This is a genomic window from Burkholderia sp. AU32262 (genome assembly GCF_020419985.1).
Taxonomy (GTDB): Bacteria; Pseudomonadota; Gammaproteobacteria; order Burkholderiales; family Burkholderiaceae; genus Burkholderia; species Burkholderia semiarida.
Genome location: NZ_JAIZRS010000020.1, coordinates 128,704 through 151,630, shown reverse-complemented (window position 1 = coordinate 151,630; position 22,927 = coordinate 128,704). Strand labels below are relative to the sequence as shown.

17 protein-coding genes are annotated in these 22,927 nt (G+C 68.9%); 9 read left to right on the top strand and 8 right to left on the bottom strand.

The annotated features are described in order from the left end of the window. Window positions 1–173: 173 nt before the first annotated feature. The 5 genes from LGN10_RS23540 to LGN10_RS23520 all read right to left on the bottom strand — a co-directional run bounded on the left by LGN10_RS23540 (window position 174) and on the right by LGN10_RS23520 (window position 7,713). Window positions 174–1,574 (bottom strand): GGDEF domain-containing protein, encoded by a 1,401-nt coding sequence (locus LGN10_RS23540; protein WP_124658603.1) that lies wholly within the window; start codon window positions 1,572–1,574, stop codon window positions 174–176. Window positions 1,575–1,830: 256 nt separating this feature from the next. Continuing rightward, window positions 1,831–3,009 (bottom strand): acetyl-CoA C-acyltransferase, encoded by a 1,179-nt coding sequence (locus tag LGN10_RS23535; protein WP_089464845.1) that lies wholly within the window; start codon window positions 3,007–3,009, stop codon window positions 1,831–1,833. Window positions 3,010–3,059: 50 nt separating this feature from the next. Continuing rightward, window positions 3,060–3,692 (bottom strand): bifunctional nicotinamidase/pyrazinamidase, encoded by a 633-nt coding sequence (gene pncA / locus LGN10_RS23530; RefSeq protein ID WP_060316572.1) that lies wholly within the window; start codon window positions 3,690–3,692, stop codon window positions 3,060–3,062. Between the two features lie 44 nt (window positions 3,693–3,736). Continuing rightward, entirely contained in the window at window positions 3,737–5,821 is a 2,085-nt protein-coding gene (locus LGN10_RS23525) for a 3-hydroxyacyl-CoA dehydrogenase NAD-binding domain-containing protein (protein WP_226225162.1), read from the bottom strand. Between the two features lie 248 nt (window positions 5,822–6,069). After that, on the bottom strand, window positions 6,070–7,713 hold the full coding sequence (locus LGN10_RS23520; RefSeq protein ID WP_124861811.1) for a 3-(methylthio)propionyl-CoA ligase: 1,644 nt from the start codon (window positions 7,711–7,713) through the stop codon (window positions 6,070–6,072). 151 nt (window positions 7,714–7,864) lie between these two features. Between LGN10_RS23520 and LGN10_RS23515 the strand changes: the two genes are divergently transcribed. The 5 genes from LGN10_RS23515 to LGN10_RS23495 all read left to right on the top strand — a co-directional run bounded on the left by LGN10_RS23515 (window position 7,865) and on the right by LGN10_RS23495 (window position 11,680). Then, on the top strand, window positions 7,865–9,433 hold the full coding sequence (locus LGN10_RS23515) for a protein adenylyltransferase SelO (protein WP_226225160.1): 1,569 nt from the start codon (window positions 7,865–7,867) through the stop codon (window positions 9,431–9,433). Between the two features lie 43 nt (window positions 9,434–9,476). Continuing rightward, window positions 9,477–9,908, top strand: coding sequence for a peptide-methionine (R)-S-oxide reductase MsrB (msrB, locus tag LGN10_RS23510; protein WP_059585191.1), 432 nt, complete (start codon window positions 9,477–9,479; stop codon window positions 9,906–9,908). 130 nt (window positions 9,909–10,038) lie between these two features. After that, a complete protein-coding gene (locus LGN10_RS23505) occupies window positions 10,039–10,569 on the top strand; it encodes a septation protein A (RefSeq protein WP_059585190.1) in 531 nt (176 codons plus the stop codon). Between the two features lies 1 nt (window position 10,570). Then, entirely contained in the window at window positions 10,571–10,879 is a 309-nt protein-coding gene (locus tag LGN10_RS23500; RefSeq protein ID WP_050013273.1) for a BolA family protein, read from the top strand. A gap of 18 nt (window positions 10,880–10,897) precedes the next feature. Next, the gene (locus LGN10_RS23495) at window positions 10,898–11,680 is read left to right on the top strand and encodes a peptidylprolyl isomerase (RefSeq protein WP_050013274.1); all 783 of its coding nucleotides are present in this window, start codon (window positions 10,898–10,900) and stop codon (window positions 11,678–11,680) included. Between the two features lie 169 nt (window positions 11,681–11,849). Here LGN10_RS23495 and LGN10_RS23490 read toward each other — a convergent pair whose 3' ends face one another. After that, window positions 11,850–12,398, bottom strand: coding sequence for a GNAT family N-acetyltransferase (locus LGN10_RS23490; protein ID WP_226225159.1), 549 nt, complete (start codon window positions 12,396–12,398; stop codon window positions 11,850–11,852). Window positions 12,399–12,405: 7 nt separating this feature from the next. Next, window positions 12,406–16,470 (bottom strand): phosphoribosylformylglycinamidine synthase, encoded by a 4,065-nt coding sequence (gene purL / locus LGN10_RS23485; RefSeq protein WP_226225158.1) that lies wholly within the window; start codon window positions 16,468–16,470, stop codon window positions 12,406–12,408. A 328-nt stretch (window positions 16,471–16,798) separates the two neighbouring features. Between purL and LGN10_RS23480 the strand changes: the two genes are divergently transcribed. The 3 genes from LGN10_RS23480 (at window position 16,799) to pgi (ending at window position 21,431) form a co-directional block, all read left to right on the top strand. After that, window positions 16,799–18,100, top strand: coding sequence for an FAD-dependent oxidoreductase (locus LGN10_RS23480; protein WP_124658600.1), 1,302 nt, complete (start codon window positions 16,799–16,801; stop codon window positions 18,098–18,100). A gap of 52 nt (window positions 18,101–18,152) precedes the next feature. Beyond that, entirely contained in the window at window positions 18,153–19,697 is a 1,545-nt protein-coding gene (locus LGN10_RS23475; RefSeq protein WP_226225157.1) for an NAD(P)H-hydrate dehydratase, read from the top strand. 111 nt (window positions 19,698–19,808) lie between these two features. Next, entirely contained in the window at window positions 19,809–21,431 is a 1,623-nt protein-coding gene (gene pgi, locus LGN10_RS23470) for a glucose-6-phosphate isomerase (protein WP_226225156.1), read from the top strand. 70 nt (window positions 21,432–21,501) lie between these two features. Here pgi and LGN10_RS23465 read toward each other — a convergent pair whose 3' ends face one another. Next, window positions 21,502–22,218: an ABC transporter ATP-binding protein gene (locus tag LGN10_RS23465; protein ID WP_226225155.1), complete on the bottom strand. Its 717-nt coding sequence runs from the start codon at window positions 22,216–22,218 to the stop codon at window positions 21,502–21,504. Between LGN10_RS23465 and LGN10_RS23460 the strand changes: the two genes are divergently transcribed. Further along, window positions 22,217–22,885: an arylesterase gene (locus tag LGN10_RS23460; protein ID WP_059585182.1), complete on the top strand. Its 669-nt coding sequence runs from the start codon at window positions 22,217–22,219 to the stop codon at window positions 22,883–22,885. The two genes, LGN10_RS23465 and LGN10_RS23460, sit on opposite strands and share 2 nt — an antisense overlap. Window positions 22,886–22,927 lie beyond the last annotated feature (42 nt).

The window sequence follows — 22,927 nt, the reverse complement described above, 5'->3', positions numbered from 1 at the left end:
AACGCTCGTCTTCGCTCAGCACCAGTTCCGCCTTCGGTCGTCCCATCGCCATGCTGACGTCTCCCGTTCCGTTGACGTCAACATGCTACGCGAAGATAGACCAGTTAACAACGGAACAGGACACTAGTGCGTCGCCACGCGCGTGCATGCCGGCACCGGCGCCGGCATGCGGACTAGCGCGTCACCACGCGGTTGCGCCCTTCCCGCTTCGCCTGGTACAGCCGCTCGTCGACCACCCGCAGCAGCGCATCGACCGTGCCGCCGTCGACGCCGTATTGCGCGACGCCGACGCTGACCGTCACCTGCACGCGCTTGAAGTCCAGTCCGAACGGCGCACTCGCGATCGACGAACGCACGCGCTCGGCCGTCATCCGCGCGCCCTCGAGCGGCATCTCGGGCAGGAGCGCCATGAACTCCTCGCCGCCGACCCGCGCGAGCGCGCCCGCCGGCCGGATCGCCTCGAGGCACTGGCGCACGACGCCGCGCAGCACCTCGTCGCCGATCTGGTGCCCGTAGGCATCGTTGATGTTCTTGAAATTGTCGAGATCGAGCGCGAGCAGGCAGAACGGCGTGCCGTCGCGCTCGGCCCGCACGATCTCGCGCTCGACCTGCGCGATGAACTGGCGGCGGTTCGACGCGCCCGTCATCGGGTCGGTCGCGGCCATGTACTCGAGCTTCTGGTTCGTGCGCCGCAGCTCCTGCAGCGCGCTTTCGGTGCGCGCCATCGATTCGGACAAGCGGCTCATCAGGTCTTCCTGGCTGTAGATCGCCGAGAACGAGCGCGTCGTCTGCAGCGCCTGCACGACGCCGTAACTGAGCAGGAAGAACCCGCCCGCGAAGATCGCATGCGCGAGCCACCACATGTGATTCCACGGCTTGCCGAGGATGAACGCGAGCGACGACAGCGCGAACGCCATGATCGACACGCCGTAGATCACCATCAGCGGCGAGCGGATCCGCCGCGCGAGCAGCAGGCACACGTTCAGCAGCGAGAACACCAGCGCGCCGCCTTCCATCGACAGCCGCGTGCCGAGCGCACCGGCAACCGGCGAATACGCGACGTACGCGACCACCACGTCGACGATCAGGAAGAGCACGATCCAAGGCAGCCACGTCCGTGCGCTCGTGCGCTTGTCGACCCGGTCGGGCGGACGCGAATACGACAACAGGCCCGTGAGCAGCAGCACGGACATCGCCAACCGCGACGCGGGCCCGTACAGCAGGAACAGCCAGATATTGTGATGCGCCATCCCGGTGAACGCGCCGTGCAGCGCATAGATCATCGCGAAACCGAGAAAGCCGAGCGTCAGCCAGCGCAGCAGCGGCTCGCCGGACGACCGGTAGCACACCCACGTCACATAGGTGACGAACGCGCCTTCGATCGTCGCCGCCGCGATCGCGATTTCATGGAAAGCGTGGTTCTCGAACACGACGCTCCGGTCGCTGAAGAACCACAGATAGGCAATCAGATACGCAGGCAGCAACGCGAATCCGACCAGCAGGCATTTCGCGTAGAGCCTTGCGGCCGCACTGACGACGCGCGGCGGTTCCCCGGCTGCATAGGTCGTACTCATTCGGTCCCCGGTCGGTCTGCTGCGTTGATTGGAGTCCTCGCGGCACGGATCGCGCAACGCATGATCTGACCCATCGTGCCGAAAGGCAAATGTCAGAGCAAGTATAGGTGGGGTAATTCGTTTGACAAGTCAGGGGAAACGGCATTGCCGGGTGCATGCCTTTTGCTTCCCCGTCGTTGCGAATCGCGCATCGCTCGCGCCGATTCACCGCGGCGGCGTGCGGTGACGCCGAAGCGCCACCGCGGCCGGTCAAAGATCAGAGGATTTCGAACAGGCCGGCCGCGCCCTGCCCGCCGCCGATGCACATCGTGACGACCACGTACTTCACGCCGCGCCGCTTGCCCTCGATCAGCGCATGGCCGGTCAGGCGCGCGCCCGATACGCCATACGGATGGCCGACCGCGATCGCGCCGCCGTTCACGTTCAGGCGCTCCTCAGGAATCCCGAGCGTGTCGCGGCAGTACAGCACCTGCACCGCGAACGCCTCGTTCAGCTCCCACAGGCCGATGTCGTCGACTGTCAGCCCGGCCTGCTTCAGCAGCTTGGGCACCGCGAACACCGGGCCGATGCCCATTTCGTCCGGTTCGCAGCCGGCCACCGCGAAGCCGCGGAACGCGCCCAGCGGCTGCAGCCCTTCGCGTTGCGCGGCGGCGGCGCTCATCACCACGCATGCCGACGCGCCGTCCGAGAACTGGCTCGCATTGCCCGCGGTGATCACGCCGCCCGGCACGGCCGAACGGATCTTCGACACGCCTTCGAGCGTCGTGTCGGGGCGGATGCCTTCGTCGGCCGAGACCGTCACTTCCTGCGTGTACAGGCGGCCCGTCGCCTTGTCGGCGATGCCCGCGAGCACGGTGATCGGCACGATCTCGTCGCGAAAGCGCCCGGCTTCCTGCGCGGCCGCGGCACGCAGTTGCGACTGCACGCCGTACGCGTCCTGCCGCTCCTTCGAGATGCCGTAGCGCTTCGCGACGTTCTCCGCGGTCTGCAGCATGTTCCAGTAGATCTCGGGCTTGTGCTGGACGAGCCAGCCTTCCTGGATCATGTGCCGGTTCATCTCGTTCTGCACGCACGAGATCGATTCGACGCCGCCGGCCACATAGATCTCGCCTTCGCCCGCGACGATCCGCTGCGCGGCCAGCGCGATGGTCTGCAGCCCCGACGAACAGAAACGGTTCACCGTCATCCCCGGCACGCTCACCGGCAATCCCGCGCGCAGCGCGATCTGCCGCGCGATGTTCGCGCCCGTCGCGCCTTCGGGATTCGCGCAGCCCATGATCACGTCCTCGACGCGCGCCGGATCGAGCTTCGCGCGTTCGAGCGCGGCCGCGACCACGTGGCCGCCGAGCGTCGCGCCGTGCGTCATGTTGAATGCGCCGCGCCAGGATTTCGCGAGCGGCGTGCGTGCGGTCGATACGATTACGGCTTCGGTCATGCGAGTCTCCTTCGGTCCTGCTTCATGTCCTGAATCGGATGGGAAATGCGCTACGCCGCCGGGCGCGCGCCGGCGGACGTCACATGCGCGACGCCCGCTGCCTGCATCTGCTGCCATGCGTGCGCGAGCGACCCGTTCAGGTCGATCGCACGGCACGCATCGTTGATCACCGCGGCTTCGAAACCGGCCGCGCGCGCATCGAGCGCCGACCACGCGACGCAATAGTCGGTCGCGAGCCCGCAGCACCACACGCGCTTCGCGCCGAGTTCGCGCAGGTAGCCCGCGAGCCCCGTGCGCGTCGTGCGGTCGGCCTCGACGAACGCGGAATAGCTGTCGACCTGCGCGTCGCCGCCCTTGCGGATCACGAGCCGCGCGTGCGGGATGTCTAGGTCGCGATGCAGCGCCGCGCCGTCGGTGTCCCGCACGCAGTGCACGGGCCACAGCACCTGCTCGCCGTACGGCAGCGAAAGCGTGGAAAACGGCTCGCGGCCCGGATGGTTCGCCGCGAACGACACGTGCTCGCGCGGGTGCCAGTCCTGCGTGAGCACGACCTGGTCGAAGCGTTGCGCGAGCGCGTTGATCACCGGCACGACCGCATCGCCGTCGGGCACCGCGAGCGCGCCGCCCGGCATGAAGTCGTATTGCACGTCGATCACGAGCAGGACGTCGTCGGTGCGTTTCATTTCAATTCTCCTGGGTGAATCGGGCGCGCCGTCGTGCGAGATCGTCAGCCGTTGAACCCGCGGCCGGCCTTGGCCAGTTCCGCGATCGACGGCGCGAGCTGCCACGCGTCGCCGTTCGGCGCCGCCGCATAGCGGCGAATCGCGCGCTCGACGTTGTAGAGGCCGACCGTATCCGCGTACAGCATCGGGCCGCCGCGCCACAGCGGGAAGCCATAGCCGGTCAGGTAGACCATGTCGATGTCGGACGCCTTCGACGCGATCTTCTCCTCGAGGATCTTCGCGCCTTCGTTGACGAGCGCGAACACGAGCCGCTCGACGATCTCGTCGTCGCCGATCTTGCGCCGCTCGACGCCGCGCTCCTTCGAGTACGCGACGACCATCTCGTCGACGAGCGCCGACGGCTTCGCCTTGCGATCGCCCGGCACGTAGTCGTACCAGCCGGCGCCCGTCTTCTGGCCGAAGCGGCCCTGCTCGCACAGGCGGTCGGCGATCTTCGAATAGTGCAGGCCAGGCTGCTCGACGTAGCGCCGCTTGCGGATCGCCCAGCCGATGTCGTTGCCGGCGAGGTCGCTCATCCGGAACGGCCCCATCGCGAAGCCGAACTTCTCGATCGCGCGATCGACCTGCGCGGGCAGCGCGCCTTCCTCGAGCATGAACAGCGCCTGGCGGATGTACTGCTCGATCATCCGGTTGCCGATGAAGCCGTCGCACACGCCCGACACGACCGCCGTCTTGCGGATCTTCTTCGCCACCGCCATCACGGTCGCGAGCACGTCCTTCGCGGTCCGCGCGCCGCGCACGACCTCGAGCAGCTTCATCACGTTCGCCGGGCTGAAGAAGTGCATGCCGACGACGTCCTGCGGGCGCTTCGTGAACGCCGCGATCTTGTCGACGTCGAGCGTCGACGTGTTGGACGCAAGGATCGCGCCCGGCTTCGCGACTTCGTCGAGCTTCCTGAACACCTGCTCCTTCACGCCGAGTTCCTCGAACACCGCTTCGACGATCAGGTCGGCGTCCTTCAGGTCGTCGTAGGACAGTGTCGGCGCGATCAGCGCCATGCGCGCGTCGAGCTTCTCCTGCGTAAGCTTGCCCTTCCTCACCTGCGCGTCGTAGTTCTTGCGGATCGTCGCGAGGCCGCGCTCGAGCGCGTCCTGCTTCGTCTCGAGCAGCGTGACGGGCAGCCCCGCGTTGACGAAGTTCATCGCGATCCCGCCGCCCATCGTGCCCGCGCCGATCACGCCGATCCGGCGGATCTCGCGCAACGGCGTATCGGCCGGCACGTCGGGAATCTTGCTCGCCGCGCGCTCGCCGAAGAACGCATGGCGCAGCGCGCGGCTTTCCGGCGTCATCATCAGCGCGACGAAACCTTCGCGCTCGGCGATGCTGCCCTTGTCGAAGCCGTTCAGCACGCCGGCCTCGATCGCGTCGATGCACTTGTGCGGCGCGGGGAAATTCGGCGCGGCGGCCCGCGCGGAATTGCGCGCGAACTGGATGAAGCCCGCCGCGTTCTCGTGGACGATCTTGCGATCGCGCACGCGCGGATGCGGCCCCTTTTGCGCGCCAACCTTGCGCGCGAACGCAACGGCCGCGTCGAGCAGGTCGCCGTCGGCCATTTCGTCGAACAACCCGCTCTTCGCGAGTTGCTCCGACGGCACCGGCGCGCCCGACACGATCATGTTCAGCGCGGTTTCGAGCCCGACCGCGCGCGGCAGGCGCTGCGTGCCGCCCGCGCCCGGCAGCAGCCCGAGCTTCACCTCGGGCAGCGCGACCTGCGCGCCGGGCGCGGCGACCCGGTAATGCGCGCCGAGCGCGAGCTCGAGGCCGCCGCCCATCACGACGCTGTGCAGCGCCGCGACGACCGGCTTCGCGCTCGCCTCCACCGCGCGGATCACGGTGTGCAGCGTCGGCTCCTGCAGCGCCTTCGGCGTATTGAATTCGGTGATGTCGGCGCCGCCCGAGAACGCGCGGCCCGCGCCGGTCAGCACGATGGCCGTGATCGACGGATCCTGCGCGGCGCGATCGAGCGCGTCCATGACGCCCTGGCGGGTCGACAGGCCAAGCCCGTTGACGGGCGGGTTGTTGAGCGTGATGACGGCCACGCCGTCGCGAGTCGAGTAATCCACTGCCATCTGCCTGCCTCCATGCATCGCGCGCCGGATTGGCTGCGCTTCATTGTGCGCGGTCGAACGGCCGCATGTCCGGATGAACGCAGGCAGCATACAACGAAAAAGCACGATCGTTCAATTTGAATTGCGTTCCCGATTCGGGGACGGAGCGGGGCGACCGGCATCGGGCGACCGGCATCGGGCGACCGGCGTCGGGCGACCGGCATCGGGCGACCGGCCCCGCGTGCCGGCGGCTGCCCGGGCGCGACGGCTTACGGCGCGCCCACCGCCGTCGGCAACACGTAATCGCGGAACGTCTCGCGCAACTTCAGCTTCTGCAGCTTGCCGGTCGCGGTGTGCGGCAGCGAGTCGACGAACACCACGTCGTCGGGAATCCACCATTTCGCGACCTTGCCCTCGTAGAACGCGAGCAGCGCGTCGCGGCTCAGGTTCGCGCCTTCACGCGGCACCACGACGAGCAGCGGCCGCTCAGTCCATTTCGGGTGCGCGCACGCGATGCAGGCGGCCTCGGCCACGCCCGGATGCGCGATCGCGACGTTCTCGATGTCGATCGAGCTGATCCACTCGCCGCCCGACTTGATCACGTCCTTGCTGCGGTCGGTGATCTGCAGGAAGCCGTCGGGGTCGATCGTCGCGACGTCGCCGGTCGGGAACCAGCCGTCCGCCAGCGGCGATTCATTGCCGCGAAAGTAGTGGTCGATCACCCACGGCCCGCGCACCTGCAGTTCGCCGAACGCGACGCCGTCCCACGGCAGCTCGCGGCCGTCCTCGCCGACGATGCGCATGTCGACGCCGCAGATCACGCGTCCCTGCTTCTCCAGCAGCCGGCGCTGCGCGTCGAGCGGCCGCCGCGACTGCGCCCAGTTGAGCTTCGCGAGCGTGCCGAGCGGCGACAGTTCGGTCATCCCCCACGCATGGATCACGCGCACGCCGTATTCGTCCTCGAACGTGCGCAGCATCGCGGGCGGGCACGCGGAGCCGCCGATCACCGTGCGGTTCAGCGTCGAGAAACGCACGCCGGCTTCGCGCATGTAGTTCAGCAGGCCGAGCCACACGGTCGGCACGCCCGCGGAGAACGTCACGCGCTCGGCCTCCATCAGCTCGTACAGCGATTTCCCGTCGAGATCCTTGCCGGGCAGCACCAGCTTGCCGCCTGTGAGCGGCACCGCGTACGGCAGCCCCCATGCGTTGACGTGGAACATCGGCACGACGGGCAGCACGGCGTCCATCGCGGACAGGTTCATCGCGTCGGGCAGCGCGGCGCCGTACGCATGCAGCACGGTCGAGCGATGCGAATACAGCACGCCCTTCGGGTTGCCGGTCGTCCCCGACGTGTAGCAGAGCCCCGACGCCTGCTGCTCGTCGAGGCGCGGCCAGTCGTAGCGGCCGTCCTCGGCGTCGACGAGCGTTTCGTAGCACAGGAACGGCGTCGCGCCGGACGGCAGGTGCGCGGCGTCCGTCATCGCGATCCAGCCCTGCACGTGCGGACATTGCGGCGCGATCGCATCGACGAGCGGCGCGAAATTGATGTCGAAGAAGACGTAGCGGTCTTCCGCGTGATTGACGATGTACGCGATCTGTTCGGGGAACAGGCGCGGATTGATCGTGTGGCACACGGCGCCCATCCCGCCGATCCCGTAATACGCCTCCAGGTGCCGGTAGCCGTTCCACGCCAGCGTGCCGACGCGGTCGCCGGTGTCGACGCCGAGCCGCGCGAGCGCCTGCGCCAGTTGCTTCGCGCGGCGTTCGCAATCGCGGTACGTGTAGCGATGCAGGTCGCCTTCCACGCGCTTCGACACGATCTCCGTGTCGCCGGCGTGCCGCGCGGCATGCGAAATCAGCGACGACACGAGCAACGGCACATCCATCATCTGGCCCAGCAACGGCTTACCCATCGTCTTGTTCTCCGTGAAGGATGCGAATCGGTGACCGGCTCCCGCGGCGCGCCCGTCGGCGGCCCGGACGGGCGCGGCGCACGGTGCGCGGGCCGCCATGCGGGCGGCGCGGCGCCGCCTTACAATATCGGCTTACCCAGAGGCGCTCAACATGTCGTTTTCCCGAAGCGCAGCCGATGCGGCTGACACCCTGCCCGACCTCGCCGCGACGCTCGGCGCGCCCGCCGAACGCGCGTTCGTGACGCTCGGCGACGCGTTTCATACGCGGCTGCCGGCCGCGCCGCTCGCCGCGCCGTACGTCGTCGGCTTTTCCGACGAAGTCGCGCGACTGCTCGACCTGCCGCCGTCGATCGCCGCGCGGCCCGACTTCGCCGAGCTGTTCGCCGGCAACCCGACGCGCGACTGGCCCGCGCACGCGATGCCGTACGCATCGGTCTATTCCGGCCATCAGTTCGGCGTGTGGGCCGGCCAGCTCGGCGACGGGCGCGCGCTGACGATCGGCGAACTGCCCGGCGCCGACGGCCGGCGCTACGAACTGCAGCTCAAGGGCGGCGGCCGCACGCCGTATTCGCGGATGGGCGACGGCCGCGCGGTGCTGCGCTCGTCGATCCGCGAATTCCTGTGCTCGGAAGCGATGCATCACCTCGGCATCCCGACCACGCGCGCGCTGACGGTGATCGGCTCCGACCAGCCGGTGGTGCGCGAGGAGATCGAGACGGCAGCCGTCGTCACGCGCGTGTCGGAAAGCTTCGTGCGCTTCGGCCACTTCGAGCACTTCTTCTCGAACGATCGCCCCGACCTGCTGCGCCAGCTTGCCGATCACGTGATCGACCGCTTCTATCCGGCCTGCCGCGACGCGGACGATCCGTACCTCGCGCTGCTCGAAGCCGCGACGCTGCGCACGGCCGAGCTCGTCGCGCAATGGCAGGCCGTCGGCTTCTGCCACGGCGTGATGAACACCGACAACATGTCGATCCTCGGCGTGACGATCGACTACGGTCCGTTCGGCTTCGTCGACGCATTCGACGCGAACCACATCTGCAACCACTCGGACACCGGCGGCCGCTATGCGTACCGGATGCAGCCGCGCATCGCGCACTGGAACTGCTATTGCCTCGCGCAGGCGCTGCTGCCGCTGATCGGGCTGCAGCACGGCATCGCCGACGACGATGCGCGCGCCGAGCGCGCGGTGGACGATGCACAGGCCGTACTCGCGACATTCCCCGAACGCTTCGGTCCCGCGCTCGAACGCGCGATGCGCGCGAAGCTCGGCCTCGAGCTCGAGCGCGAGAACGACGCCGAACTCGCGAACAAGCTGCTCGAGACGATGCACGCGAGCCACGCGGATTTCACGCTGACGTTCCGCCGGCTCGCGCAGCTGTCGAAGCACGACGCGAGCCGCGACGCGCCCGTGCGCGACCTCTTCATCGACCGCGAAGCATTCGACGCATGGGCGAACCTCTACCGCGCGCGGCTGTCCGAGGAGACGCGCGACGACGCGGCTCGCGCGGTTGCAATGAACCGCGCGAACCCCAAATACGTGCTTCGCAACCATCTGGCCGAAGTCGCGATCCGGCGCGCGAAGGAAAAGGATTTTTCGGAAGTCGAGCGGCTCGCGCGAATCCTGCGCCGCCCGTTCGACGAACAACCGGAGCACGAAGCATACGCGGCGTTGCCGCCCGACTGGGCGGGCTCGCTCGAAGTGAGCTGCTCGTCGTAAGCCCGCAACCCGCGCATCTCGACCGACCGATCAGGAGAACCCCATGTCCCACGATTCCGACGACAAAACCTATCCGTACCAGAAGGACGACGCCGAGCTGCGCCGCCGGCTCACGCCGATGCAGTACGAGGTCACGCAGCACGCGGCGACCGAGCGCGCGTTCACCGGCGAATACACCGACACCGAGGATGCCGGCATCTACAAGTGCGTCGTCTGCAGCACGCCGCTGTTCGAATCCGGCGCCAAGTTCCACTCGGGCTGCGGCTGGCCCAGCTACTTCAAGCCGCTCAACGGCGAGGTGATCGACGAGAAGGTCGACTACTCGCACGGGATGGTGCGCGTCGAGGTGCGCTGCAACCACTGCGGCGCGCATCTGGGCCACGTCTTCGAGGACGGCCCGCGCGACAAGACCGGTTTGCGGTACTGCATCAATTCGGCTGCGTTAAACTTCGAGTCCCGACCCGAAAACGAATGAGCGGCGCCGGGCGGATCTGCCGGGCGGCCAGCCTCGAGCCGGACCGCCCCGATCCGCGACGGCGATGCCTGGCGGGTCCCTACAACGGTGACGGGCCGCATGAGCGGCCCGTCACGCAGCTGCGAGCGCCATGAAATTCCTGTTCGATCTGTTTCCGATCATCCTGTTTTTTGTCGCCTTCAAGGTCTGGGGCATCTTTACCGCCACCGCCGTCGCGATCGTCGCGACGCTGGCCCAGGTCGCGTGGGTCGCCTTCCGGCACCGGAAGGTCGACACGATGCTGTGGGTCAGCCTGGGCGTGATCGTCGTGTTCGGTGGCGCCACCCTCGTCCTGCATGACGAGAAATTCATTCAATGGAAACCGACCGTGCTGTACTGGCTGTTTGCGATCGGGCTGCTCGCCGCGCGTTATGCGTTCAGCAAGAACCTGATCGAGAAGATGATGGGCAAGCAGCTCACGCTGCCGTCCCCCGTGTGGGACAAGCTGAACGTCGCGTGGGCGCTGTTCTTCGCGGTGCTCGGCGTCGCGAACCTGTACGTGGTGCACAACTTCACCGAATCGCAATGGGTGAACTTCAAGCTGTTCGGTACGACGGGCGCGATGGTCGTATTCATCATCCTGCAGAGCCTGTGGCTCACGAAGTACCTGAAGGACGAATGACATGAGCGACGCCTTTCTCCACGCCTCCGCCGACGAACGCATCGCGCTGATCGAAGCGCGCCTCACCGCGTCGCTCGCGCCGCTGTCGCTCACCGTGCGCGACGACAGCGCGCAGCACGCAGGCCACGCGGGCGCGGCCGCCGGCGGCCATTTCACGGTCACGATCGTATCGTCCGCGTTCGCGGGCAAGCCGCGCGTCGCTCGGCACCGGCTGGTGTATGATGCGCTCGCTGATGCGATGCAGCGCGGCATTCACGCGCTCGCGATCGTGGCTTACACGCCCGAAGAATTCAACGAATCTTCAATCTAGTCTCATTAGGAATTCCCGATGATCCTGAAATCCCCCCGCCTGTGGGTCGCGGCGGCTGCGTTTGCAGCGGCGCCGGCATTCGCCCAGAACATCGCCGTCGTCAACGGCACGCCGATTCCGAAATCGCGCGCCGACGCGATGGTCGCGCAGCTCGTCCAGCAAGGCCAGACCGACGGCCCGCAACTGCAGCAGGCCGTGCGCCAGGAACTCGTGAACCGCGAAATCCTGATGCAGGAAGCGATCCGCGAAGGCATCCCGAATCGTCCGGACGTGAAGGCGCAAGTCGCCGTCGCGCAGCAGACCGTCGTGCTGCGCTCGATGATCGAGAGCTTCCTGAAGAAGAACCAGCCGACCGACGCCGAAGTGAAGGCGCGCTACGACGAACTCGTCAAGGGCGTGGGCGGCAACCGCGAGTATCACCTGCACCACATCCTCGTCGAGAGCGAACAGCAGGCGAAGGACCTGATCGCGAAGATCAAGGGCGGCGCGAAATTCGAGGATCTCGCGAAGCAATACTCGAAGGATCCGGGCTCGGGCAAGAACGGCGGCGATCTCGACTGGTCGGACCCGAAGGCGTACGTGCCGGAATTCGCGGCGGCCGCGCAGAAGCTGCAGAAAGGCCAGATGACCGACGCGCCGGTGAAGACGCAGTTCGGCTGGCACATCATCCGCGTCGACGACATCCGCGACATCGCCCCGCCGCCGTTCGACCAGGTGAAGGCGCAGATCGCGCAGCAGCTCGTGCAGCAGAAGCTGCAGGCGTTCGAGGAAGGTCTGCGCCAGCAGGCGAAGATTCAGTAACGCCGGCGCGCGTCATACGCGCATCGCAAAGCCGCTCTTCGGAGCGGCTTTTTCTTTTGGCGCGCGCGAACATGTGTCTCGCGATGCGGCGACGCGCGACCGACGTGCAATAAAAAACCGCTCCGAAGAGCGGCTTTGCCATGCCAGGTGTGATCGCACACCGCGTTCGCTACGCGGCGGGATAGAACACGTCGTGGTAACGCACGTTACCTGACGGCACCGGTGCCGATGCGTCGAACGACAGCGCGAGGAAATACTCGGCCGGCACGCCCGGAAACACGATGCCGCCGTGCGGTTCGAACCCGAAACGCGCGTAATACGCCGGCTCGCCGAGCACGACGCAGCCACGCGCGCCGAGCCGCCGCAACGCGTCGAGCCCCGTGCGCACGAGCCCCGCGCCGATGCTTTGCCGCTGGCATTCGGGCCGCACCGCGAGCGGCGCGAGCCCGTACCACTGCTGGCTGGCGGCCGGCTCGCCGCCGATCGCGACCGGCGAGAACGCGACGTGCCCGACGATACGCCCGTCGCGCTCCGCGACGAGCGACACGCTCAGCGCACCGTCGGCGCGCAGCGTGTCGACGATGCGCTGCTCGAACTGCCCGCCCTGCGGCTCGCCCGCGAACGCCGCGCGGATCACGCGGCCGATCGCGTCGGCCTCGCTCGCACGCGCGTCACGCAGCGTGACGACCTCGACCGGCGCGTTCGGGTCGAACATCATCCCCGAATCAGCCGATCCAGCGGCGTGCGTTGCGGAACACACGCATCCACGGGCTCGCCTCACCCCAGCCTTCCGGGTGCCAGCTCATCGTGACCGTGCGATGCACGCGCTCCATGTGCGGCATCAGCACCGAGAAGCGGCCGTCGGCCGTCGTGACCGACGTGATGCCGGCGGGCGAGCCGTTCGGGTTGAACGGATAGCGCTCGGTCGCTTCGCCGCGGTGGTCGACGTAACGCATCGCGACCGCGACGCGCTCGATGTCGCCCTGCTGCGAGAAGTCCGCATAGCCTTCGCCGTGCGCGACCGCGACCGGAATCCGCGAGCCTTCCATCCCCGCGAAGAAGATCGACGGCGACTTCTCCACTTCGACGAACGAGAAGCGTGCCTCGAACTGCTCGGACTTGTTGCGCGTGAACTTCGGCCACGCCTCCGCGCCCGGGATCATCGACGCGATGCTGGACAGCATCTGGCAGCCGTTGCAGATGCCGAGTGCGAACGTATCGGGACGCGCGAAGAACGCCGAGAACATGTCGGCGAGGTTCGCGTTGAACCGGATCGTCTTCGCCCAGCCTTCGCCGGCGCCCAGCACGTCGCCGTACGAGAAGCCGCCGCACGCGACCGCGCCCGCGAAATCGGCCAGCGTCGCGCGGCCCGCGAGCAGGTCGCTCATGTGCACGTCGTGCGCATCGAAGCCTGCGCGGTCGAACGCGTACGCCGTTTCCAGATGCGAGTTCACGCCCTGCTCGCGCAGGATCGCGACGCGCGGCCGAGCGCCCGTCGCGATGAACGGCGCGGCGATGTCCTCGGCCGGATCGAACGTCAGCACCGGCGAGATGCCTGGATCGGCCGCGTCGAGCAGCGCGTCGTATTCGGCATCCGCGCAGGCGGGGTTGTCGCGCAGGCGTGCGATACGCCAGCTTACTTCGCTCCATGCGCGATGGAGCTCGGTCCGCGGCGCGTCGAAGATCTTCTTCGCATCGCGGTACACCTCGATCACGTCACGGTCGTTGACCGAGCCGATCACGTGCGAGCACGTCGACAGGCCGAACTCGCGCAGCGCGCCGAGCACCGCGTCGCGGTCGGACGCGCGCACCTGCACGACGGCGCCGAGTTCTTCGGAGAACAGCGCGCGCAGCGTGCGGTCGTCGCGACGGCCGCTCGTCTGCTTCGCCCAGTCCTTCGCGTCGCCGTAGTCGGATTCGTGGTTCGGGTCGAGCGTCAGCATGTCGACGTTCAGCGACACGCCCGCGTGGCCCGCGAACGCCATTTCGCACACGGTCGCCCACAGGCCGCCGTCCGAGCGATCGTGGTACGCGAGCAGCAAGTCTCGCGCATTGAGCGACTGGATCGCGTTGAAGAAGCGCTTCAGGTCTTCCGCGTCGTCGACGTCCGGCGTCGTGTCGCCAACCTGCTGCGTGACCTGCGCGAAGATGCTGCCGCCCATCCGGTTCTTGCCGCGGCCGAGGTCGATCGCGATCAGCACGCTGTCGCCCGCATCCGCCACGCGGCGCAGTTGCGGCGTGAGATGGCGGCGCACGTCCTCGACCGGCGCGAACGCGGAGATGATCAGCGACACCGGCGACACCACTTCCTTCGCGACGCCCTGCTCGTCCCACTTCGTCTTCATCGACAGCGAGTCCTTGCCGACCGGGATGCCGATCCCGAGTGCCGGGCACAGCTCCATGCCGATCGCCTTGACCGTGTCGAACAGCGCGGCGTCTTCGCCGGCCGTGCCGCACGCGGCCATCCAGTTCGCCGACAGCTTCAGCTTGTCGAGCGACGCGATCGGCGCGCTCGCGATGTTCGTGATCGCTTCGCCGACGGCCATGCGGCCCGATGCCGGCGCATCGATGACCGCGAGCGGCGTACGCTCGGCCATCGTCATCGCCTCGCCCTTGAAGCCGGCGTAGTCGAGCGCGGTGATCGCGCAGTCGGCCACCGGCACCTGCCACGGGCCGACCATCTGGTCGCGCACCGACGTCCCGCCGACGGAACGGTCGCCGATCGTGATCAGGAACGACTTGCTGCCGACCGTCGGGTGCTTCAGCACGTCGAGTGCGACTTCCGACAGCGCGATGCCCGTCACGTCGACCGGCGCGCGCTCGGTCTTCACGCGCACGACGTCGCGGTGCATGCGCGGCGGCTTGCCGAGCAGCACTTCCATCGGCATGTCGACCGGGTATTCGCCGGCGCCCGTCGCTTCGTCGTCGACGAGCTTCAGCTGGCGCTCGTCGGTCGCGACACCGACCACCGCAAACGGGCAACGCTCGCGCGCGCAGATCGCCTCGAAGCGCGGCAGGTCGGCCGGCGCGATCGCCAGCACGTAGCGCTCCTGCGCCTCGTTCGACCAGATTTCACGCGGCGACAGGCCCGATTCCTCGAGTGCGACCTTGCGCAGCTCGAAGCGCGCGCCCTTGCCCGCGCCGTCGACGATTTCGGGGAACGCGTTCGACAGGCCGCCCGCGCCGACGTCGTGGATGCTCAGGATCGGGTTTTCCGCGCCGAGCTGCCAGCAGCCGTTGATCACTTCCTGCGCGCGACGCTCGATTTCCGGGTTGCCGCGCTGCACCGAGTCGAAGTCGAGCTCGGCCGTGTTCGCGCCGGTCGCCATCGAACTCGCGGCGCCGCCGCCCATGCCGATCCGCATGCCGGGGCCGCCGATCTGGATCAGCAGCGAGCCCGCCGGCACGTCGTGCTTGTGCGTGTGCTGATCCGCGATGTTGCCGAGGCCGCCCGCGATCATGATCGGCTTGTGATAGCCGCGCACCGTGCCGCCGACGTTCTGTTCGTACACGCGGAAGTAGCCGCCGAGGTTCGGGCGGCCGAATTCGTTGTTGAATGCGGCGCCGCCGAGCGGGCCGTCGATCATGATCTGCAGCGGCGACGCGATGCGGTCCGGACGGCCGTACGGGCCGTGCGCTTCGTTCGGGTTGCGCTCGGCCATTGGCTGCGCGGCGTCGCGATCGTTTTCCCACGACCGGCGGGCGTCAGGCAGGTCGAGGTTCGACACGGTGAAGCCCGTGAGGCCGGCCTTCGGACGCGCGCCGCGGCCCGTCGCGCCTTCGTCGCGGATCTCGCCGCCCGCGCCGGTCGCCGCCCCCGGGAACGGCGAGATCGCCGTCGGGTGGTTGTGCGTCTCGACCTTCATCAGCGTGTGCGTGAGCTCGGTGTGGCGGCCATAACGTTCACCCGGCTCGCCCGCGGCACCCGACTTGCGCGGGAACCAGCGCTCGGCTTCGGCGCCGACCATGATCGACGAATTGTCCGAATACGCGACGATCGTGCCCTGCGGGCTCAGCTTCTCGGTGTTGCGGATCATCGCGAACAGCGACATGTCCTGCGCTTGCCCGTCGATCGTCCACTGCGCGTTGAAGATCTTGTGGCGGCAGTGTTCGCTGTTCGCCTGCGCGAACATCATCAGCTCGACGTCGGTCGGATTGCGTTCGAGCTTGCGGAACGCGTCGACCAGGTAGTCGATCTCGTCGTCGGCGAGCGCGAGGCCCAGCTCGACGTTCGCCTGCTCGAGCGCGGCGCGGCCGACACCCAGCACGTCGACGGTCGACAGCGGCTTGGCCGGCAGCTCGTCGAACAGATGCTTCGCGTCGTCGCGGGCCGCGACCACGCTTTCGGTCATCCGGTCGTGCAGCGCGGCCGCGACGGCCGCACGGGCGTCGTCCGACAGCGCCTTCTTGCCGCCGAGCAGGCCCGACTTCAGCGTGACCGTGAATTCGACGCCGCGCTCGATGCGCCGCACGTGCGTGAGGCCGCAGTGCTGCGCGATGTCGGTCGCCTTGCTCGCCCACGGCGAGACCGTGCCGAAGCGCGGCAGCACGACGAAGGTCTCGGTCGCGCCCTTCTCGCCCGTCGGCTGGAACGGCTCGCCGTAGTGCATCAGCGCGTCGATGCGCGCGCTGTCGTCGGCCGACAGCGGCTCGGCCGCATTGACGAAGTGCAGGAACTGGCCGCGCACCGCGACGATGTTGGCGTCGATTTGCCTGAGCGTGTCGAGCAGACGGGTTTGACGGAAATCGGAGAGGGCCGAAGCGCCGGGAAAACACGAGAAGTGAGCCATGGGCTGGACTGACGTCGAAGAGTCGCGCGAGGTGGCGACGTGGGGCGAAAGGAAGGCCGTAATTATACCCGGAAGTCGGGCGTCCCAGACCGGCCGATCGGTGCGCCTCATGCACCGCACCGGTGCCCGCGCGCGGGGCGCGCACGGCCGCCGGCCGGGCCGGCCCGAGCAGCCCGTGCGCCGCGCCGTCGTGGCGCGCCCGCACGACCCATGCTCGGCCGGCGCCGGCTCGCGCACTTTTGGCGCTATCATTCCGGGTTCACCGGGCCCGGGCCCTCAGCGAATTCTCACCGGGCGGCGTGCGCGCCGCCCGTCATCGAAGCAATCCATGGATGTGATCGTCATCGGCGGCGGGATCAGCGGCGTCGCCACCGCCTACCAGCTGCGCGCGGCCGGCCATCGCGTGTGCGTGGTCGAACGCCACGCGACCGTCGCGCAAGGCGCGACCTACGGCGACGGCGGCGCGCTGCTGCCGAGCCCCCTCGACGTCTGGTTCGGCCCGACTTTCATGCGCCAGCGCCAGCCGCGCGACAGCGGCATCGTCTACAAACCGGGCTTGAACGGCGGCGTGCGCCGCTTCGTCAAGCAGCTCGGCGCGCTGCGCGAGCCCGACGCGTTCGCCGCGCAGTACGCGCGGCTGCGCCCGCTGATCGACGTGTCGCGCGACACGCTCGCCGATATCGAGGCGCGCCTGGAACTCGAATTCGAGCAGAAGCCGGGCATCCTGCACGTCGTGCGCGATCCGCGCGACTGGGACGCGCTGCAACCCGCGCTCGACCTGCTGCGCACGCTCGATCAGCCGTACCGCACGCTCACCGCCGACGAATGCACGGCGCTGGAACCGTCGGTGCCGGCCGAACCCGGCTTTGCGGGCGGCGTGCTGCTCGAAACCGAGCGCACCGGCAACTGCCCGCTGTTCGCGAAACTGGTCAAGCAGACGCTCGACGAACACGGCGTGCAGTTCCGCTTCGGCGCGGACGTCGCCGCGATCCGCGTCGACAACGGCCGCGCCGCGGTCGAACTCGTGCCGCCGGGCAATGGAAACCCGGCGAAGGCGCGCGAGGTCGACGTGATGTCCGCCGACGCGATCGTGGTCGCGGCCGGCGCCGGCAGCCTTGCGCTGCTCGAACGGCTCGGCTGGCGCCTGCCGCTGCACCCGGTGCGCGTCCACACGCTCACCGCGCCGGTTGCATACGAAGAGCATGCGCCACACCTGAGCGTCGTCGATTCGATCAAGCGGATCTCGATCACGCGCACCCATCAGCGGCTGCGCATCGGCGGCGGCGCCGTGCTGCAGAGTCTCGCCGATACCGCGAAGCCGCTCGCCGAGCCGCTGTCCGAGGCCGCGCTCGCGCTGCTGGGCCAGGCCGTCCACGATTGGGTACCCGGCGCGGCGCGGATTTCGGCCGCCCTGTCGTGGCAAGGCATGCAACTGCTGTCGCCGGACGGCCTGCCCGTCGTGGGTCCGACCCCGCATCCACGCGTGTTCGTCAATTTCGGCCATGGCCCGGCCGGCTGGGGGCTCGCGTGCGGGTCTGCTAAAGTGGTGGCCGACTATCTGGGCGGCAACGTCCAGCACTGGCCCGCCGACACGCTCGCCGCGCTGAGCGCCGGCCGCTTCACGACCTGACCGCCGCGGGCCGTCCCGGGGCGGCATCCCTGCCAGCCGCCACGATCCCGCGATGACCGTTACCCACCCGCTTCCCGATTCCGATCCGATCGCGCTGCTGCGCGTCGCCGACCTGCGCGCGGCCGAAGCCGACGCCACCGCCGCGCTGCCGCCGCACACGCTGATGGGTCGCGCCGGCGCCGCCGCCGCACACTGGCTGTCCGAGCGCATGGCCGGCGACGAACGCGCCGTCTGGTTCGCGGTCGGCCCCGGCAACAACGGCGGCGACGCACTGGTGGCGGCCGCGCAGCTCCAGCAGCTCGGCGTCGCGACGCATGCGTGGATGCCGGTGCCGGTCAAGCCGGACGATGCGCAATGGGCGCTCGGTCTCGCGCGCTCGGCCGGCGTGCCGTTGTCGGCCGCCCCGCCCGCGTCGCTCGACGGCTATGCGTGGGTCGTCGACGGGCTGTTCGGCATCGGTCTCGGCCGCGCGCTCGACGGCGCGTTCGCCGAGCAGGCCGCGCGCATCGCCGCCCATGCGCGCGGCGGCGGCCGCGTGCTCGCGCTCGACGTGCCGAGCGGGCTCGACAGCGACACGGGCCAGATCGTCGGCGCGGGCGTCGCCGTCGCGGCCACCCACACGCTCACCTTCATCGGCGCGAAACCCGGCCTCTACACGGGCGACGGCCGCGACCTCGCCGGCGAGATCCACGTCGCGTCGCTCGACGTCGCGCCGCCGGCCGCGCCGGCCATCGTGCTGAACGCAGTCGCGCGGTTCGCCGCGGCGCTGCCCGTGCGCGCGTTCGCATCCCACAAGGGCACGTACGGCAGCCTCGCGGTGCTCGGCGGCGACACGGGCATGTGCGGCGCGCCGATCCTCGCCGCCCGCGCCGCGCTGTTCGCCGGCGCCGGCAAGGTGCACGTCGGCTTCCTTGGCGCGGGTGCGCCGCCGTACGATCCGCCCTTTCCCGAACTGATGCTGCATCCGGCCGACACCCTCGACCTCGGCGCGATGACCGCGATCGCGGCCGGTTGCGGGCTCGGCACGCGCGAGGCCGCGGCGACGCTCGTGCGCGACGTGCTCGCGCACGACACCGCGACGCTGCTCGATGCCGACGCACTGAATCTCGTCGCGACGCACGCGGACCTCGCGGCCGCGGTCGCCACGCGCGGCGCGCGCGGCAATCCATGCGTGCTGACGCCGCATCCGCTCGAAGCCGCACGCCTGCTCGGCAGCGACACCGCCGCCGTGCAGCGCGATCGCGTCGCGGCCGCACAGGCGCTCGCCGCCCGTTACGCGGCCATCGCCGTGCTGAAAGGCTCGGGTACGGTGATTGCGGCGCCCGACGGCCGCGTGACGATCAACCCGACCGGCAACGCGGCGCTCGCCACCGGCGGCACCGGCGACGTGCTCGGCGGCCTGATCGGCGCGCTGCTCGCGCAGCGGGTCGCGCCGTACGAGGCCGCGCTGGCCGGCGTCTACCTGCACGGCCTCGCGGCCGACACGCTGACCGCGAACGGCACCGGCCCGGCCGGGCTGACCGCGGGCGAGCTCGCGCCGATGGTGCGCACGCTGATCAATCGCCTTTTTTATCCGTCGCCGCGCGCCGACACGTAACGCCGCTATACTGACTGCCCCGCCGCACGGCGGGCCTTCTCGTCCGCCGGCTTTCCGATCCCGATGAGCCGGCGCGGCATTCCTCCCGATTCACGCTTCACTCGAACCGCCATGACGCTGAAATCGCTCCCCGCCTGGACTGCCCTTCAATCCCACTTCGAACAGATCCGCCACGCGCGGCTGCGCGACTGGTTCGCGCCGGAAAACGACCGCGCGCCCACCCGCGCCGAGCGCTTCACGATTGCCGGCGGCGGTCTCGCGGCCGATTTCTCGAAGAACCGTATCGACGACGAAACGGTACGTCTGCTGGTGCAGCTCGCGCGCGACGCGGGCGTCGAAGCGCGCCGCGACGCGATGTTCGCGGGCGAGATCGTCAACCCGACCGAAGGCCGCGCCGCACTCCACACCGCGCTGCGCGCGACCGACCCGCAGGCGCCGTTTCACGCGCAGGTGAGCGCCGAGCGCGCGAAGATGGCGACGTTCGCGCGCGCCGTGCGCGGCGGCACGTGGACGGGCTATACGGGCAAGCGCATTCGCCACGTGATCAATATCGGCATCGGCGGCTCCGATCTCGGGCCGAAGATGGTCGTGCATGCGCTGCACCACGTCGCGACGCCCGAGATCTCGACCCACTTCGTGTCGAACGTCGACGGCGCCGATCTCGCGCGCGTGCTTGAACAGGTCGATCCCGAGGAAACGCTCGCGATCATCGTGTCGAAAACGTTTACGACGCTCGAGACGATGACCAACGCACGCTCGCTGCGCGACTGGTTCGTCGCGCGCGGCTGCCCCGAGGACGCGCTCGCGAAACACTTCGTCGGCGTGTCGGCGAACCCGACCGAAGTCGTGAAGTTCGGCATCGCCGCGGACAACGTGTTCGAAATGTGGGACTGGGTCGGCGGCCGCTATTCGCTGTGGTCGGCGGTCGGCCTGTCGATCATGATCGCGGTCGGCCCCGAACGGTTCGACGAGCTGCTGGCCGGCGCGAACGACATGGACCGCCACTTCCGCGAAGCGCCGCTCGAGCGCAACCTGCCGGTGTTGCTCGGCCTGATCGGCATCTGGTACCGGAATTTCTTCGGCTCGCAGAGCTATCTCGTCGCGCCGTATTCGGAAGCGCTGCACTACCTGCCGTCGTACCTGCAGCAGCTCGAAATGGAGAGCAACGGCAAATCCGCGCGCCTGGACGGCACCTTCGTCGACTACCCGACGTCGGCCGTCACGTGGGGCGAGCCGGGCACCAACGGCCAGCATGCATTCTTCCAGATGCTGCACCAGGGGCCGACGATCGTGCCGATCGATTTCATCGCGGTGCTGACGCCCGAGCATCCGCTGGCGAGCCATCATCCGAAACTGCTCGCGAACTGCTTCGCGCAGAGCGAGGCGCTGATGCTCGGCCGCACGCTCGAAGAAGCGCGCAAGGTGGCCGGGCCCGGCAAGGAAGCGCTCGCGCCGCACCTGACGTTCCCCGGCAACCGCCCGACCACGACGCTGCTCGTCGATGCGCTGACGCCGCGCACGCTCGGCGCGCTGATCGCGCTTTACGAGCACAAGGTGCTCGTGCAGGCGACGGTGTGGGACATCAATCCGTTCGACCAGTGGGGCGTCGAGCTCGGCAAGATTCTCGGCAAGGTCGTCGAAGCCGACCTGTCGGCCGAATCGGTCGATCCGGCGAAGCACGACTCGTCGACCACGGCGCTGATCGAGCGCGCCCGCGCGGCGTTCAAGCGTTGAAGAAGGACTGACGCGACGGCGTCGCACCCGTGCCGGCCGCGCAATTCACCATGCGCGGCCGGCACGACATTCACGCGTCACGCGGAGCTGTTGTATGCGGCGCGACGATGCGCCCGGCGTCGATGGTGACTGTCGTCGCGCAGCGGCGCGCGAGTTCGGTATCGTGCGTGACGAGCACGAGCGTCGCGCCATGCGTGTGGTTCAGCTCGAACATCAGGTCGATGACCGCGTGCCCCGTTGCGGCGTCGAGGCTGCCGGTCGGCTCGTCGGCGAACAGGATCGCCGGGCGCGTGACGAACGCGCGGGCGAGCGCGACGCGCTGCTGTTCGCCGCCCGACAGCAGCTTCGGATAATGCGCGGTGCGTTCGCCGAGACCGACCTGCACGAGCAGCGCGCGGGCGCGGTCGGCCGCGTCGCGCGCGCTGATGCCGCCCTGCAGTTCGAGCGGCAGCATCACGTTCTCGAGCGCCGTCAGGTGCGGCATCAACTGGAACGACTGGAACACGAATCCGACCGCGCCGTTGCGCAGCGCCGCGCGTTCGTCCTCGTCGAGCGGGTCGAGCGCGCGGCCGAGCAGGCGAACCGTGCCGCTCGTCGCGCTGTCCAACCCCGCAAGCAGGCCGAGCAGCGTCGATTTGCCCGAGCCCGACGCGCCGACGATCGCGAGGCTGCTGCCCGGCTGCACGGCGAGCGTGATGCCGTCGAGGATCGTCAGCTCGCCCGTTGCATCGGCAACCCGCTTGCACACGTCATGGACTTCGATGATCGGATCGGTAATCTTGAACATGGACACGACATTTCGCTGGAAAAGACGCGCGACGGCCGCCGCGCTGCTGGGCACGCTGCTGGCCGTCACCGTACCCGCACGCGCCGCGACGGCGCCGGCATCGAGCCCGCCCGTGATCGTCGTGCTCGGCGACAGCCTGTCGGCCGAATACGGATTACCGCGCGACACTGGCTGGGTGGCGCTGCTGCGGCAACGGCTCACCACCGAGCGAATCGATTATAGCGTCGCGAACGCCAGCGTCAGCGGCGACACCACGAGCGGCGGCCGTGCGCGGCTGCCGGCGGTGCTGCAGCGGCTCAAGCCGTCGATCGTCGTCGTCGAACTCGGTTCGAACGATGCGCTGCGCGGCGTGCCGCTCGCGACGACCGAGCAGAACCTGCGCGACATCATCGCCGGCGCACGGCGTGCACAGGCGAAGGTCGTGCTGGTCGGCATGTACGTGCCGCCCAATTACGGCCCCGACTACACGCAGAAGTTCCACGCGCTCTATACTCGGCTGTCGAAGGACCTCGGCGTGCCGCTCGTGCCATTCCTGCTGGCCGGCATCGAGAACAAGCCCGAGATGTTCCAGGCCGACCAGATGCATCCCGCGCAGCAGGCCCAGGGCATTCTGCTCGACAACGTGTGGCCGACATTGAAGCCGTTGCTCGGCAAGCCGCGCGGCTGACCGCAGCCGACGCACCGGAAAATGAAAAGCCCCGCTTCGAGC

What these genes read in the sequence shown, in the direction of transcription:
- LGN10_RS23540 (WP_124658603.1), bottom strand. Translation starts at nt 1,574, where the DNA reads ATGAGTACGACCTATGCAGCCGGGGAACCGCCGCGCGTCGTCAGTGCG.
- LGN10_RS23535 (WP_089464845.1), bottom strand. Translation starts at nt 3,009, where the DNA reads ATGACCGAAGCCGTAATCGTATCGACCGCACGCACGCCGCTCGCGAAA.
- pncA (WP_060316572.1), bottom strand. Translation starts at nt 3,692, where the DNA reads ATGAAACGCACCGACGACGTCCTGCTCGTGATCGACGTGCAATACGAC.
- LGN10_RS23525 (WP_226225162.1), bottom strand. Translation starts at nt 5,821, where the DNA reads ATGGCAGTGGATTACTCGACTCGCGACGGCGTGGCCGTCATCACGCTC.
- LGN10_RS23520 (WP_124861811.1), bottom strand. Translation starts at nt 7,713, where the DNA reads ATGGGTAAGCCGTTGCTGGGCCAGATGATGGATGTGCCGTTGCTCGTG.
- LGN10_RS23515 (WP_226225160.1), top strand. Translation starts at nt 7,865, where the DNA reads ATGTCGTTTTCCCGAAGCGCAGCCGATGCGGCTGACACCCTGCCCGAC.
- msrB (WP_059585191.1), top strand. Translation starts at nt 9,477, where the DNA reads ATGTCCCACGATTCCGACGACAAAACCTATCCGTACCAGAAGGACGAC.
- LGN10_RS23505 (WP_059585190.1), top strand. Translation starts at nt 10,039, where the DNA reads ATGAAATTCCTGTTCGATCTGTTTCCGATCATCCTGTTTTTTGTCGCC.
- LGN10_RS23500 (WP_050013273.1), top strand. Translation starts at nt 10,571, where the DNA reads ATGAGCGACGCCTTTCTCCACGCCTCCGCCGACGAACGCATCGCGCTG.
- LGN10_RS23495 (WP_050013274.1), top strand. Translation starts at nt 10,898, where the DNA reads ATGATCCTGAAATCCCCCCGCCTGTGGGTCGCGGCGGCTGCGTTTGCA.
- LGN10_RS23490 (WP_226225159.1), bottom strand. Translation starts at nt 12,398, where the DNA reads ATGATGTTCGACCCGAACGCGCCGGTCGAGGTCGTCACGCTGCGTGAC.
- purL (WP_226225158.1), bottom strand. Translation starts at nt 16,470, where the DNA reads ATGGCTCACTTCTCGTGTTTTCCCGGCGCTTCGGCCCTCTCCGATTTC.
- LGN10_RS23480 (WP_124658600.1), top strand. Translation starts at nt 16,799, where the DNA reads ATGGATGTGATCGTCATCGGCGGCGGGATCAGCGGCGTCGCCACCGCC.
- LGN10_RS23475 (WP_226225157.1), top strand. Translation starts at nt 18,153, where the DNA reads ATGACCGTTACCCACCCGCTTCCCGATTCCGATCCGATCGCGCTGCTG.
- pgi (WP_226225156.1), top strand. Translation starts at nt 19,809, where the DNA reads ATGACGCTGAAATCGCTCCCCGCCTGGACTGCCCTTCAATCCCACTTC.
- LGN10_RS23460 (WP_059585182.1), top strand. Translation starts at nt 22,217, where the DNA reads ATGGACACGACATTTCGCTGGAAAAGACGCGCGACGGCCGCCGCGCTG.
- LGN10_RS23465 (WP_226225155.1), bottom strand. Translation starts at nt 22,218, where the DNA reads ATGTTCAAGATTACCGATCCGATCATCGAAGTCCATGACGTGTGCAAG.